The following is a 13,315-nucleotide window of genomic DNA, read 5'->3' on the forward strand; positions in this document are numbered from 1 at the left end:
GAGATCGCCATGAAGACCCCGCTTCTGCTGGCCGGCCTCTGCCTGGCCCTGGCCGCCTGTGCCACCACCGGCCGGCTCAGCAGCGCCGAGAAGCTTGACCTTTACCGTGCCCACGCCGGTGCGCCGCAGAACGACATGCAGTTCTTCGGCACCCTCAATGGCTGGACCGAGCTGGGTGACAGCGCGCTGGCGGTGTGGACGCGACCCAGCGAGGCCTACCTGCTGGAGCTGAGAGGCCCCTGCCAGGACCTGCCGTATGCCACCGCCATCGGCCTGACCAGCCAGATGAACCGTGTCTCGGCGCGCTTTGACAAGGTGCTGGTGCGCGACCCCACCGGCGGCCCGCGCATGCCGTGCTTCATCAACAGCATCCGCAAGCTGGACGTGAAGGCGCTGCGTGCTTCCGAACAGGAGCTGCGCCAGGCGCAGGTGCAGGAGCGCGAGGAATCCGGGAAATAAACGGGTAGCGCCGGGCCATGCCCGGCGGATGCCTGGACGCCGGGCATGGCCCGGCGCTACCGGCAGGTCAGGCTTCCGGAACGAAGCCTGCGGGCTTCTCCGCGTCCTTCTCGAACAGGAACTTGACCAGTTCGCCTTCAAGGAACGCGCGATGCTCCGGCGTGCGCGGTGACAGCCGGTTCTCGTTGATCAGCATGGTCTGGTGCGCCAGCCACGCGGCCCAGGCCTGCTTGCCGATGTTGTTGAAGATGCGCTGGCCCAGCTCACCGGGGTAGGGCACGAAGTCCAGGCCCTCGGCATCGCGTTGTTCGTACTGGCAGAAGACGGTTCGGGGCATGGCACTCACTCGTGGTTGCGGGTTTTCTTGGAGGTTCGTTTCGGCGTCTTGATCGTGGCGCCGTCGAGCAGCTTGCGGATCGGCGCCGGAAGGCCCAGCGCGGGCAGTTCGTCGGCAGCCACCCAGCGCAGCGTGGGTTCTTCCACGCGCAGGCCGTGTACCTGCCGCGACAGTACCTGCAGATGCAGCTTGTAGTGGCTGAAGGTGTGCTGCAGCACCGGCAGTTCGTCGGCATCTTCCAGCGAGCCGTCCACATGTGTGTCGAACCAGTCCTGCAGGTCGCTGCCCGTCTCGGCCTGCGGCAGCGTCCACAGCTGCGCCCAGATGCCAGTATCCGGCCGCTTCTGCAGCAGCACGCGCTGCTGGGCGTCGCGCAACAGCAGGGCGACCGCTTCGCGTTCGGGCAGGGTCTTGCTGGGCTTGGGCGTCGGTAACTCAGCGGTGCGGCCTTCGCGGCGTGCCACGCAGTTGTCCTGCAGCGGGCAGATCACGCATGTCGGCTTGGCCCGACTGCAGACGGTGGCGCCCAGATCCATCTGCGCCTGGGTGTAATCGGCCATGCGCCCGGCCGGGACCTGCGCAACGTGCGCCTCGGCGATGGCCCACAACTGCTTCTCGATGGCCGGCAGGGCGGGAAACCCGTCGATGCCGTGGTAACGGCTCAGCACGCGCTTGACGTTGCCATCCAGGATCGCGAACGGGTCGTTCCAGGCCTGGCTGAGGATCGCGCCAGCGGTGCTGCGGCCAATGCCGGGCAGGGCATGCAATGCATCGAAATCGCGCGGCAGGTCGCCGCCGTGCAGTTCCACGCAGCGCTTTGCAGCGGCATGCAGGTTACGCGCACGGGCGTAGTAGCCAAGCCCCGCCCACTGCGCCATCACCGCGTCATTGCTGGCGGCGGCGAGGTCGGGCAGGGTCGGGAAGTGCTGCAGGAACCGCTGGAAGTACGGGATGACCGTGGCAACCTGGGTCTGCTGCAGCATGATTTCCGACAGCCAGACCCGATAGGGGCTGCGCGGGTGCTGCCAGGGCAGGTCGTGGCGACCGTGGTCGTCGAACCAGTGCAGCAGGCGGGCGACGAAACCGTCTTCCTGGGCAGTGCTGGCGCTGGCGTGCGGCTGGCGAGGCATCGGTGTTCCAGAGAGGCAGCCACCCGTGGGGTGGCTCTACCAGGCTGCAGTAGAGCCGCCCCATGGCTGGTTGCACGGGTGTATCAGGCGCCCAGCGCTTCGGGCAGCAGGGCGTCGACGAAGGCTTCCGGGTCGAACACGCGCAGGTCTTCCGGGCGCTCGCCGATGCCGGCGAAACGGATCGGAATGCCGAACTCGCGGGCCAGCGCGAACACCACACCGCCCTTGGCGGTGCCGTCCAGCTTGGTCACCACCAGGCCGGTCACGTTCACCGCGGCATTGAACTGGCGCAGCTGCGACAGCGCGTTCTGGCCGGTGGTGCCGTCGATCACCATCAGCACTTCGTGTGGTGCGGTGGGATCAATCTTGCCCAGCACGCGGCGGATCTTGCCCAGCTCGTTCATCAGGCCGGACTGGGTGTGCAGGCGGCCGGCGGTGTCGGCGATCAGCACCGAGGTACCACGGGCCTTGCCGGCCTGCAGCGCGTCGAACGCCACCGAAGCGGCATCGGCGTTCTGCCCCTGCGCGACCACCGCCACGCCGTTGCGCTCGCCCCAGGCCTGCAGCTGGGCCACGGCGGCGGCACGGAAGGTGTCACCGGCGGCCAGCATCAGGCTGTGGCCCTCGTCCTTGAAGCGCTTGGCCAGCTTGCCGATGGTGGTGGTCTTGCCAACGCCGTTCACGCCGACGGTTAGCACCACGAAGGGCTTGGCGTTGCGGTCGATCACCAGCGGCTTGGCCACCGGCTGCAGGATTGCGATCAGCTCGGCGCGCAGCGCGGCCAGCAGTGCATTGGCGTCGGCGAACTCGCGCGACTTCATGCGCTTGCGCAGGCCCTCGACCAGATCAGTGGTGGCACCCACGCCGACGTCGGCGGTGATCAGTGCGGTTTCCAGCTCGTCCAGCAGGTCGTCGTCGAGCTTGGGGTTGCGCGAGAACAGGCCACCGAAGCTGCGCGCGATGACGCTGTTGCGCAGGCGTTCGCGCCAGCCGGGCTTGCCGGCAGGCGCCGGAACGGCGTCAACCGAGGCGGCGGCAGGCAGGTCGTCGGTGACCGGTGCCGGGGTGGGCTCAGGCAGTGGTGCGGGTGCCGGTTCGATGGCCGGGGCCGCCACCGGGGCGACGTCGATCCGGGCAGCCGGTTGCGGAGCGCTCGGAGCGGGAACGACCGGCGCCGGAACCACAGGGGTAGGCTCGACAGCGACCGGAACGACGGCTACCGGCGGCGGCTCGACCGGCGCAGGCGCGGCCGGTAAGGCTACCGGTGCAGGCTCTTTGTCCTCGACCGGTGCGGCCGACGGGAACGCCGCCGCCAGCTCTTCAGCCGAGTAGTGCTGGGTCTTGGGTGCCTCCGCTGCGGGGGCATCCTGGGGCTTCTTGCGGCGGAAAAAACTGAGCATTGGCAAAAGGCGCTGAAATCAGAGGGATATGCTACCACTCGGGCCTGTCGGGCCGATGTGGACTCAAGGTCGCGGCCTGCCGGCCGTTAACCGGTCCGGAGGGCTGCGCAGTGCGGCCCGGAGACCGCCATGAACAACGTGATGGGAATCGCCCTCGGCGGGATGCGTGCGGCCCAGCAGGGCGTGCAGGTGGCCGCGCACAACGTGGCCAACCTGGCGACTCCCGATGCCCAACGCCTGCAGCTGCAGCGTAGTGCGGTGGAGCAGGGCGGGGTGCAGGCTTCGGTGACGTCCATTGGCGCCGATACCCGCGCACCGCTGGGTGATCTGCTGGCGGCGAAAGCCGAGGTGGTGGCCTTCGCCGCCAATGCCACGGTGATCCGCCGCCAGGACCAGATGCTGGGCTCGCTGCTGGATCGCGAAGCCTGAACCCCCTCGGCAAGCGCGAACCGCCGCCCCTGGTGGGTGCCAACCCTGGTTGGCATGCTTGACCCGCCCTGGTAGGTGCCAACCTTGGTTGGCACGCTATTGGGGCGCCAACCAAGGTGGGCCTCTACCAAGGCACCGCCGGGCCATGCCCGGCGACCACCGCCTCGATCAGGCCGACAGCTCCAGCAGCAGTTTGTTCAGGCGCGCCACGTAGGCGCCCGGGTCCTTCAGGCTGTCACCGGCGGCCAGCGCGGCCTGGTCGAACAGCACCCGGCCCAGATCGTCGAAACGTGCGCCATCGCCTTCGGCATCCAGCTTGGCGATCAGCGGGTGGCCCGGGTTGATCTCCAGCACCGGCTTGCTGTCGGGCACCTTCTGCCCGCTGGCCTCCAGGATCTGCCGCATCTGCAGGCCCAGGTCCTGTTCGCCGATGGCCAGCACCGCCGGCGAATCGGTCAGGCGGTGCGACACGCGCACTTCGGCCACGTCATCGCCCAGCACCGTCTTCAGGCGCTCGACGAGGCCCTGCTTGTCCTTCGCTGCCGCTTCCTGCTCCTGCTTGTCCGCTTCGGTTTCCAGCGCGCCCAGGTCGAGGTCGCCACGGGCGATGTCGACGAAGCCCTTGCCGTCGAAATCGGTCAGGTAGCCCATCAGCCACTCGTCGATGCGGTCGGTCAGCAGCAGTACTTCCACGCCCTTCTTGCGGAACACTTCAAGGTGTGGGCTGTTGCGCACCTGGCTGTAGCTCTCGCCGGTCAGGTAATAGATCTTGTCCTGGCCTTCGGTCATGCGGCCGATGTAATCGGCCAGCGACACGGTCTGCGCATCGGCCTCGCCGCGGGTGGAGGCGAAGCGCAGCAGGCCGGCCACCTTCTCGCGGTTGTTGTAGTCCTCGGCCGGGCCTTCCTTCAGCACCTGGCCGAATTCCTTCCAGAACGTGGCGTACTGCTCCGGCTTGTCGGCGGCCAGCTTCTCCAGCATGTCCAGCGAGCGCTTGGTCAGCGCCGCCTTCATCGAATCGATGACCGGGCCGGACTGCAGGATCTCGCGCGAGACGTTCAGCGACAGGTCGTTGGAATCGACCACGCCCTTGATGAAGCGCAGGTACAGCGGCAGGAACTGCTCGGCCTGGTCCATCACGAACACGCGCTGCACGTACAGCTTCAGGCCCTTGGGCGCGTCGCGGTGGTACAGGTCGAACGGCGCGCGGCCGGGCACGTACAGCAGCGAGGTGTACTCCAGCTTGCCTTCGACCTTGTTGTGGCTCCACGCCAGCGGGTCGCTATGGTCGTGCGCCACATGCTTGTAGAACTCGGTGTATTCGGCGTCGCTGATTTCGGTGCGCGGGCGGGTCCACAGCGCGCTGGCGCGGTTGACGGTCTCCCATTCGACCGCAGCGCCTTCTTCGCCACCTTCCTTCGGCATCTGGATCGGCAGGCCGATGTGGTCCGAGTACTTCTTGAGGATGCTGCGCAGGCGCCAGCCATCGGCGAAGTCGTGCTCGCCGTCCTTCAGGTGCAGCACGATGCGGGTGCCGCGCTCGGCCTTGTCGATGGTGGCGACCTCGAAATCGCCTTCGCCACGCGAGGTCCAGCGCACGCCTTCGGCTGCGGCCAGGCCGGCGCGGCGCGAGGTCACTTCGACTTCGTCGGCGACGATGAAGGCGCTGTAGAAGCCGACGCCGAACTGGCCGATCAGCTGCGAATCCTTCTTCTGGTCGCCGGACAGCTGGCGCAGGAAGTCGCCGGTGCCCGACTTGGCGATGGTGCCCAGGTGGGCGATGGCTTCGGCGCGGCTCATGCCGATGCCGTTGTCTTCGATGGTGATGGTGTGGGCGGTCGGATCGAAGCTGACGCGCACGCGCAGTTCGCTGTCGCCTTCCAGCAGGGCCGGCTGGGTCAGGGCCTCGAAGCGCAGCTTGTCGGCGGCGTCGGCGGCGTTGGAGACCAGCTCGCGCAGGAAGATCTCCTTGTTGGAGTACAGCGAGTGGATCATCAGCTGCAGCAGCTGCTTGACTTCGGTCTGGAAGCCAAGGGTTTCGGTCTGGATGGTGTCGGTCATCGATAGGGCTCCATGTGCAATGCCGCGCCAGCGCGTGCGGCCTCGCCAAGGGGTATGGCTGATTGTCCCGAAATCAAGGGGTTGGTCGGGCAGGGCTTGCAGCCCTGCACCTGCAGAGGCCGAAGCAACAGCAACAGCAACAGCGGGCTATCCGTGGGATGGCGGGGTGGTGTGGGTTGGCAGGACACGCCGTGAACCCGTCCCTGGGGGCTCGATGGCGCCATCCATGGCGCCAACGGTCCTGCCAACCCACACCGCCCCACCTCTGACAGGTTCACGCGGCTGTTGGTAGGTGTCGACCTTGGTCGACACCTCTGTCAGATATCGAAATAAAACTGGGGTCAGATCCGTTTTCCGCAGGAAAACGGATCTGACCCCAAGAGCCGTTCCGACAGATCGCAGGAAACTGTCGAAGGCGGGGTGGGTCCGGTTGAGGGGGCGTGAGCTGCATGGATGCGGCGACCGAGCTTACATGGACGTACTTGCAGCGTCCCCCTCAACCGGACCCACCCCGCCAACCCACGGATAGCCGGCTTTTGCCGTTGCTTCGGCCGCTGCCGTGGCTTCTGCGGGTGCCGGGCGCCGCCCGGCCGAACTACAATCCTGCTCATGCTGAAATTCTCGAATGAACCCCGCCGGGGGCGCCGATGAGCGGCCGTGGGGGCAATGACGGCCAGGTCCGCATCATCGGCGGGCGCTGGCGCAACACCCGCCTGCCGGTGCCGACCCTTCCGGGGCTTCGGCCCAGCAGCGACCGCGTGCGCGAGACTCTTTTCAACTGGTTGATGCCCAGACTGGGCGGCGCGCGGGTGCTGGACCTGTTTGCCGGCAGTGGCGCGTTGGGCCTGGAGGCGGTCTCGCGCGGCGCCGCCCACGCCACTCTGGTCGAGCGCGACGCGCAGCTGGGACGCAATCTGACCGCGGCCGTGGCCAAGCTGCAGGCCTACGACCAGGTCACCGTCGTGCAGGCCGATGCCCTGCGCTGGCTGCAGGGCGCACCGGCACAGCAGGCCGATCTGGTGTTCATCGACCCACCGTTCGCCGATGGCCTGTGGCAGGACGTGCTGGCCCAGCTGCCGCGGCATCTGGCTGCCGATGCCTGGCTGTACCTGGAATCGCCGGCCGGCCACGTGCCGGTGCTGCCGTCGGACTGGCTGCTGCACCGCGAGGGCGGCACCCGCGAGGTGCGCTTTGCCCTGTACCGCCGCGCCACTGCTACACTTTGACCTCATCTGAACATCTGCAACCGCCCATGACCGTGGCCAACCGCCGCATCGCCGTTTATCCCGGCACGTTCGACCCCATCACCAACGGTCATATCGACCTGGTGAGCCGGGCCGCGCCGCTGTTCGAAAAGGTCGTGGTCGGCGTGGCGCAGAGCCCGTCCAAGGGCCCGGCGCTGCCGCTGGAGCAGCGCGTGCAGCTGGCACGTGGCGCACTCGGCCACCACAGCAACGTCGAGGTCATCGGCTTCGATACCCTGCTGGCCCATTTCGTACGTTCGGTCCAGGGCGGGGTGCTGCTGCGCGGCCTGCGCGCGGTGTCCGACTTCGAGTACGAGTTCCAAATGGCCAGCATGAACCGCCACCTGATTCCGGAGGTCGAGACCTTGTTCCTGACCCCTGCCGAGCAGCACAGCTTCATTTCGTCCTCGCTGGTCCGCGAGATTGCGCGCCTGGGCGGCGACGTGTCCGGTTTCGTGCCGGCCGCGGTGCTCGAAGCCCTGCGCAAGGTCCGCGAAGCGAAGGCCGCGCAGTCGTAAGCCCCGCTGTACCCGCACCCCATTACGTACAACACCACGCACCATTCCGGGAGGAAACCCATGAACACCACCATGCGCGCGATGCTGATCGCTTCGTTGGCCCTGGCCTTCACCGCCTGCAAGAAGGAAGAGGCCGCTCCGGTCGACGAGGCCAAGCAAGCCCTGGTCGCGCCGTCCAAGGACGATGATGCAGGCTGGAAGAAGTACCTGCAGGAAGTGGCCATCCAGAACATGGGCAACATCAGCAACAGCCCGTTCCTGTACTACCTCTCGCCGGAATCGGACCCGGACTTCCAGGCCAAGTACGAGCGCCAGACCGAGAGCGCGACCCAGGCCGTGGCCCGTGGTGTGCAGCCGGGCAACATGCTGGCCTTCGGTTCGTCGGCCTCGGGCAAGATGGCTGACATGATCCAGGCTGTGTTCAAGGACGTGGCGCCGGATTCGATGAAGGGCGTGCGCGTCGTCTTCATCGGCCAGTCGGCCGACAACGCCCGCGTGCAGGCGGCGGTCCAGCCGACCGGCGCCGAGTACATTTTCGTCGAAGCCAAGTAATACCGAGCCATGGCGGCCATGCTCCGGCATGGCCCGGGCGGCACCCCGCAAGGGTGCCGCTGATGACCTGACCGGCCCGCGCGCCCGCGCTGGCCGGTCCTTTGTCCCAAGGCGCGGGCGAGGAGTATCGCCATGTCGCTGAAAATCAACGAGCTCTGCGTCAACTGCGACGTCTGCGAGCCGGCCTGCCCGAACCAGGCCATTTCGATGGGTGAAACCATCTACGTGATCGACCCTGCGCGCTGTACCGAATGCGTCGGTCATTTCGACGAGCCACAGTGCGTGGTCGTCTGCCCGGTCGAGTGCATCGACCCGGATCCGGAGATCGTGGAAACGGAAGACCAGCTGCTGGCCAAGCTGCGCCAGCTGCAGCACGATCACCCCGAACTCTACGCGGAGCCCCCATCCGAATGAAGACGCTGATCGTCCGCCCCCTGTTGCTGCTCGGCCTGCTGCTGAGCCCGATGGCCTGGGCCGACAGCCCGGCCCGTGCCGAGCGCCCCGATGGCGCAGCCATTGCCAGCGGCCACGCGCTGGCCACCCAGGCAGGTATCGATATCCTGGCGCAGGGCGGCAACGCCTTCGATGCCGCGGTCGCGGTGTCATCCACGCTGGCGGTGGTCGAGCCGATCAGTTCCGGGCTGGGCGGCGGCGGCTTCTTCCTGCTGCACGACGCGGCCACCGGCAAGGATGTGATGCTGGATGCACGCGAGACCGCACCGGCCGCGGCAACTCCGCAGGCCTTCCTCGACAAGCAGGGCAACCTGGACCGTGATCGTTCGGTCAACGGCGCCTGGTCGGCCGGTATCCCGGGCCTGCCTGCAGCGCTCGTCGAGCTGTCGGCCAAGCACGGCAAGCTGCCGCTGTCTGCATCGCTGCAGCCGGCGATCCGCATCGCGCGCGAAGGCTTCCCGGTGTACGACCGCATGGCCAAGGGCTATGCGTCGCGCCGAGAAGTGATGGAGCGCTATCCCGGCACGCGCGAGGTCTACCTGCGCAACGGCAAGCCGATCGCCACCGGTGACCTGTTCAAGCAGCCGGAGCTGGCACAGACGCTGGAGCGCCTGGCCGCGGGTGGCTTCGATGGGTTCTACAAGGGCCAGACCGGAAAGCTGTTGCTGGCCGGCGTGAAGCAGGCTGGCGGCAAGTGGAGCGCCGAAGAGCTGGCCGGCTACCGCGTGAAGCAGCGCGAGCCGATCGTGTTCAACTACAACGGCTGGAAGATCACCACCGCGCCGCCGCCGTCGTCCGGTGGCATCGCACTGGCCAGCATGCTGCAGATCCTGGAAGGCTGGGACATCAGGAAGATGGACCCGGCGCACCGTACCCACCTGGTGGTGGAGTCGATGCGCCGCGCGTACCGCGACCGCACCTTCTTCCTCGGCGATCCGGACTTCGTGCAGATCCCGCAGAAGGTGCTGACCAGCAAGGACTACGCACAGGGCCTGCGCGCTACCATCCATCCGGAGAAGGCCACGCCCAGCGACCTGCTGTCGGGCAATCCGACCCCGCTGGAAGACGACGAGACCACGCATTTCTCGATCATCGACCGCGACGGCAACCGCGTCGGCGCCACCCAGACCGTCAACCTGCTGTACGGCTCGGGGTTGATTCCCAAGGGCACCGGCGTGCTGCTGAACAACGAGATGGACGACTTCGCGCTGAAGCCGGGCACGCCCAATGCGTTCGGCGTGATGGGCTACGAGGCCAATGCGCCGAAGCCGGGCAAGCGCATGCTCAGCTCGATGACCCCGACCTTCATGGAGAACGCCGACAAGGTGGTGGTGCTGGGCACCCCGGGTGGCAGCCGCATCATCACCATGGTGCTGCTGGGCATCCTCGGCTACGACGACGGCCTGGATGCGCAGCAGGTTGCCGCGCTGCCGCGCTACCACCACCAGTGGCTGCCGGACCTGATCGAAGCCGAGGACGATGCGTTCGACGCGGCGACGGTGAAGCAGCTGCAGGCGATGGGTCACAAGATCGACCTGCCGGGCAATGTGGCCGCAGGCGGCCGCGGGTCCAGCCATGTGTGGGGCAACCTGCAGACCGTGGAATGGGACCGCAAGTCGAACAAGCTGTTCGGCGGCAGCGACCCGCGCAATCCGGTGGGCAGTGCCCAGGTCGTCCCGGCGCGCTGATCCGGTCGTGCCGGCTGCTGGCCGGCAATCCGGCTGATTATCGAAACCCCGCCTTTGCCGGCGGGGTTTTCTGTTTCCCTTCTAGCGATTATTTAACGAGCCGGCGCCGATAATCGACACATGAAACTCTGGTCAATTCGTGGAAACTCGCAGCGCCTCGATGGCGGCGCGATGTTCGGCAACGCGCCGCGCGCGTTGTGGGAAAAATGGGCGGCACCGGACGAGCTCAATCGCATCGAGCTGGCCTGCCGTGCGCTGCTTGCCAGCCCGCTGGAAGGCAAAACCGTGCTGTTTGAAACCGGTATCGGCGCGTTCTTCGACCCGCGCATGCGCGAGCGCTACGGCGTGCAGGAAAGCCAGCATGTGCTGATCGATTCGCTGCGCGAAGCCGGCTTCGAGCACGAGGATATCGACGTGGTGGTGCTCAGCCACCTGCACTTCGATCATGCCGGCGGCCTGCTGGCGGCGTGGAGCGAAGGGCGTGAGCCCGAGCTGCTGTTCCCCAACGCAACCTATGTGGTCGGCGCGCAGCATTGGCAGCGCGCCGTGCAGCCACACCCGCGCGACCGCGCCAGCTTCATTCCGGAACTGCCGGGCCTGCTGCAGGCCAGTGGCCGGCTGGAAGTGGTGGACGGGGAGTACTCGAAGGCGCTCGGCCGCAGCGTACGCTTCAGCTACAGCGACGGGCATACACCGGGGCTGATGCTGGCCGAGATCGTCGGTCACGCGCATGCCGGCGAAAGTGCGCACGGTGGCGTGGTGTTCTGTGCCGACCTGATCCCGGGGCGCTCATGGGTACACGTGCCGATCACCATGGGCTACGACCGCAATGCCGAGCTGCTGATCGACGAAAAGCGGCAGTTCCTTGAAGACAAGCTGGCGCGCAACGTGCGGCTGTTCTTCACCCACGACCCGCAGGTGGCGTTGGCGCAGCTGGGCAGGGATGACAAGGGGCGTTTCGTGACCCTGCACGAACAGGGCGAGCTGAAGGCACGCGCCCTGGGGTAGGGGTAGAGCCGAGCCTACGCTCGGCTGCTTCTCTGAACGGTCATGCACGTTACGGATGCCTGAGCCGAGCATGGGCTCGGCTCTACGTCACTGCCATTACGACGCCTTCAGGCAACTGCTCATGAAGGTCTTGCGCGCATCACCGGCCAATTTTTTCGTGCCGGCATCGGCGTTGCATTTGCGCATGCGTTCCTGCGGCGTTGTCGCAGCCTTGGTCTCGGCGGCATGGCCGCTGAGGCAGGAGCTCTGTGCAGTCTTGTAGGCATCCCCCTTCAAGCCCTTGTTCTTGGCTGAGCATTCGGCCATGCGCTGCTGCTGCGGAGTGGTGGCATTGGCAGCCAGGGGTAGGCCGACCAGCAGGACGGCGGCCAGCAGGAAAGAGGCTTTCATCGGGAGCTCCAAGGGTGGCGGGTGCGCGGAGCATTCGCTTCCCGCCTGCAAGGCCGCGTGAAGAACCACGCCATTGCCGCGCCTGCTTGCGGCAACGTTCAGATCGGCGTATTACTTAGCCATATGGGTAAGTATGATCCAGCCATTCAGGACGTCTTCCAGGCATTGGCCGACCCGACCCGGTGCGCGATCGTGGCTGTGCTGGGGCATGGGCCGCGCACGGTGTCGACGCTGGCCGAGCCCTTCGAGATGGCCTTGCCCTCGCTGATGAAACATCTGGCCGTGCTGGAGCGCAGCGGCGTGGTTCGCAGCCACAAGCGGGGGCGCGTACGCACCTGCGAACTGGTGCCGACGCGGCTTGGGGAGGCCGAGCAGTGGCTGGCCGAACAACGTGCCGTATGGGAAGCGCGCGCCGACCGCATGGTCGATTTCGTTGAAACCCTTCACCGACAGGAGCAGACCCATGGCCGTAGACGCAGGCAACAACCCTGACACCGATCTGGTCATCAGCCGCGTGCTGAATGCACCGCGTGCCGCCTTGTGGCGGGCATGGACCGACCCGGAACTGCTGCGCCAGTGGTGGTGCCCGAAACCGTGGACCACCGAGGTGCGCGCATTCGACCTGCGCCCCGGTGGCGCCTTCCACACCTTCATGCAGGGCCCGGACGGCGGCAGCAGTGACAATCCGGGCAGTTTCCTGGAAATCGTGCCGCAGCAGCGCCTGGTGTTCACTTCGATGCTGGGCGCAGGCTGGCGACCGCAGTCACCCTGGCTGGGCTTCACCGCCGTCATCACGATGGAGGATGACGGGCAGGGCTGCCACTACACCGCGCGGGTGATGCACCCGGACAAGGCCCTGCGTGACCAGCATGAGCAGCTGGGCTTCTTCGACGGCTGGAACACGGTCATCGGCCAGCTGGAAGCCTTCGCGGCCGGCCTGTAGGCCGCGCTTGGGGTCAGATCCCTTCCGCTGTGAAAGGATGCTGACCCCGGTTCGCCGGATCAGCCGACGCGGGTACCGAAGATACGGTCACCGGCATCGCCCAGGCCTGGCAGGATGTAGCCCTTGTCGTTGAGCTGGGCGTCGATGGCCGCGGTGTAGATCTCCACGTCCGGGTGCACGGCCTTGACCGCCTCGATGCCTTCCGGCGCGGCCACCAGGAAAATGCCCTTGATGCGGCGGGCGCCGGCACGCTTGAGCATGTCGATGGTGGCGATCAGCGTGCCGCCGGTGGCCAGCATCGGGTCCAGGATCAGCGCGTCGCGCTCTTCCAGGCGGCCGGTCAGGCGCTCGAAGTAGGGCACCGGCTGCAGGGTTTCCTCATCGCGCTGCAGGCCCACCACGCTGACGCGGGCGGCCGGGATCAGCGACAGCACGCCGCTGAGCATGCCCAGTCCGGCACGCAGGATCGGCACCACCGTGATCTTGGCGCCGGCAATGCGCTGCACCGTGACCGGGCCGGCCCAAGCCGGGCAGGGTGTGCGGCTCGGTGTCCAGGTCGGCGGGTGGCCTCGTAGGCCAGCAGCGTGCCCAGCTCGTTGGCCAGTTCGCGGAAATCCTTGGTGCTGAGCGCAGCATTGCGCATCAGGCCGATCTTGTGCTGCACCAGCGGGTGGCGCACTTCGACGATCTTCATGGTCGGGAA

15 protein-coding genes and 1 pseudogene are annotated in these 13,315 nt (G+C 67.0%); 10 read left to right on the top strand and 6 right to left on the bottom strand.

Features of this window, described 5'->3' with window-relative positions; all coding sequences use genetic code 11:
- Positions 1-9 precede the first annotated feature (9 nt).
- Positions 10-459: a DUF6491 family protein gene (locus GOC52_RS08215; RefSeq protein WP_019338334.1), complete on the top strand. Its 450-nt coding sequence runs from the start codon at positions 10-12 to the stop codon at positions 457-459.
- Between the two features lie 67 nt (positions 460-526).
- Here the strand turns inward: GOC52_RS08215 and GOC52_RS08220 are convergent, their stop codons facing one another.
- The 3 genes from GOC52_RS08220 to ftsY all read right to left on the bottom strand — a co-directional run bounded on the left by GOC52_RS08220 (position 527) and on the right by ftsY (position 3,326).
- Complete coding sequence (locus GOC52_RS08220; RefSeq protein ID WP_019661206.1) at positions 527-796, bottom strand: oxidative damage protection protein; 270 nt, start codon at positions 794-796, stop codon at positions 527-529.
- A 5-nt stretch (positions 797-801) separates the two neighbouring features.
- Positions 802-1,926, bottom strand: a complete 1,125-nt coding sequence (mutY, locus tag GOC52_RS08225) for an A/G-specific adenine glycosylase (protein ID WP_191851119.1) — start codon at positions 1,924-1,926, stop codon at positions 802-804.
- A gap of 83 nt (positions 1,927-2,009) precedes the next feature.
- A complete protein-coding gene (ftsY, locus tag GOC52_RS08230; protein ID WP_191851121.1) occupies positions 2,010-3,326 on the bottom strand; it encodes a signal recognition particle-docking protein FtsY in 1,317 nt (438 codons plus the stop codon).
- 129 nt (positions 3,327-3,455) lie between these two features.
- Here ftsY and GOC52_RS08235 point away from each other — a divergent pair, with 129 nt between their 5' ends.
- Complete coding sequence (locus tag GOC52_RS08235) at positions 3,456-3,755, top strand: hypothetical protein (RefSeq protein WP_053442829.1); 300 nt, start codon at positions 3,456-3,458, stop codon at positions 3,753-3,755.
- Positions 3,756-3,923: 168 nt separating this feature from the next.
- Here GOC52_RS08235 and htpG read toward each other — a convergent pair whose 3' ends face one another.
- Positions 3,924-5,816, bottom strand: a complete 1,893-nt coding sequence (gene htpG, locus GOC52_RS08240) for a molecular chaperone HtpG (protein WP_053442830.1) — start codon at positions 5,814-5,816, stop codon at positions 3,924-3,926.
- Between the two features lie 647 nt (positions 5,817-6,463).
- Here htpG and rsmD point away from each other — a divergent pair.
- The 6 genes from rsmD (at position 6,464) to GOC52_RS08270 (ending at position 11,279) form a co-directional block, all read left to right on the top strand.
- A complete protein-coding gene (gene rsmD / locus GOC52_RS08245; protein WP_191851123.1) occupies positions 6,464-7,042 on the top strand; it encodes a 16S rRNA (guanine(966)-N(2))-methyltransferase RsmD in 579 nt (192 codons plus the stop codon).
- Positions 7,043-7,068: 26 nt separating this feature from the next.
- Entirely contained in the window at positions 7,069-7,578 is a 510-nt protein-coding gene (gene coaD, locus GOC52_RS08250) for a pantetheine-phosphate adenylyltransferase (protein WP_010484372.1), read from the top strand.
- A 60-nt stretch (positions 7,579-7,638) separates the two neighbouring features.
- Positions 7,639-8,130 carry a hypothetical protein gene (locus GOC52_RS08255; protein WP_010484374.1) on the top strand — a complete coding sequence of 164 codons (492 nt, stop codon included), beginning with the start codon at positions 7,639-7,641 and terminating at the stop codon, positions 8,128-8,130.
- A gap of 132 nt (positions 8,131-8,262) precedes the next feature.
- Entirely contained in the window at positions 8,263-8,544 is a 282-nt protein-coding gene (locus GOC52_RS08260; protein WP_010484376.1) for a YfhL family 4Fe-4S dicluster ferredoxin, read from the top strand.
- Entirely contained in the window at positions 8,541-10,271 is a 1,731-nt protein-coding gene (gene ggt / locus GOC52_RS08265; RefSeq protein ID WP_191851125.1) for a gamma-glutamyltransferase, read from the top strand. Before GOC52_RS08260 ends, ggt begins: the two co-directional genes overlap by 4 nt.
- Before the next feature lie 120 nt (positions 10,272-10,391).
- The gene (locus GOC52_RS08270; RefSeq protein ID WP_019338337.1) at positions 10,392-11,279 is read left to right on the top strand and encodes an MBL fold metallo-hydrolase; all 888 of its coding nucleotides are present in this window, start codon (positions 10,392-10,394) and stop codon (positions 11,277-11,279) included.
- A 96-nt stretch (positions 11,280-11,375) separates the two neighbouring features.
- On the opposite strand, the gene GOC52_RS08275 is transcribed toward GOC52_RS08270, so the two are convergent.
- The gene (locus tag GOC52_RS08275) at positions 11,376-11,669 is read right to left on the bottom strand and encodes a PsiF family protein (RefSeq protein WP_010484382.1); all 294 of its coding nucleotides are present in this window, start codon (positions 11,667-11,669) and stop codon (positions 11,376-11,378) included.
- A gap of 57 nt (positions 11,670-11,726) precedes the next feature.
- On the opposite strand from GOC52_RS08275, the gene GOC52_RS08280 reads away from it, so the two are divergent.
- Both GOC52_RS08280 and GOC52_RS08285 read left to right on the top strand, forming a co-directional pair.
- A complete protein-coding gene (locus GOC52_RS08280) occupies positions 11,727-12,161 on the top strand; it encodes an ArsR/SmtB family transcription factor (protein ID WP_230080553.1) in 435 nt (144 codons plus the stop codon).
- On the top strand, positions 12,133-12,612 hold the full coding sequence (locus tag GOC52_RS08285; protein WP_191851127.1) for an SRPBCC family protein: 480 nt from the start codon (positions 12,133-12,135) through the stop codon (positions 12,610-12,612). Before GOC52_RS08280 ends, GOC52_RS08285 begins: the two co-directional genes overlap by 29 nt.
- 59 nt (positions 12,613-12,671) lie before the next feature.
- Here GOC52_RS08285 and upp read toward each other — a convergent pair.
- A pseudogene (upp, locus tag GOC52_RS08290) lies at positions 12,672-13,306 on the bottom strand (uracil phosphoribosyltransferase).
- Positions 13,307-13,315: the final 9 nt, after the last annotated feature.

The sequence above is a fragment of the Stenotrophomonas sp. SXG-1 genome (genome assembly GCF_014083965.1).
Classification (GTDB): domain Bacteria; phylum Pseudomonadota; class Gammaproteobacteria; order Xanthomonadales; family Xanthomonadaceae; genus Stenotrophomonas; species Stenotrophomonas geniculata.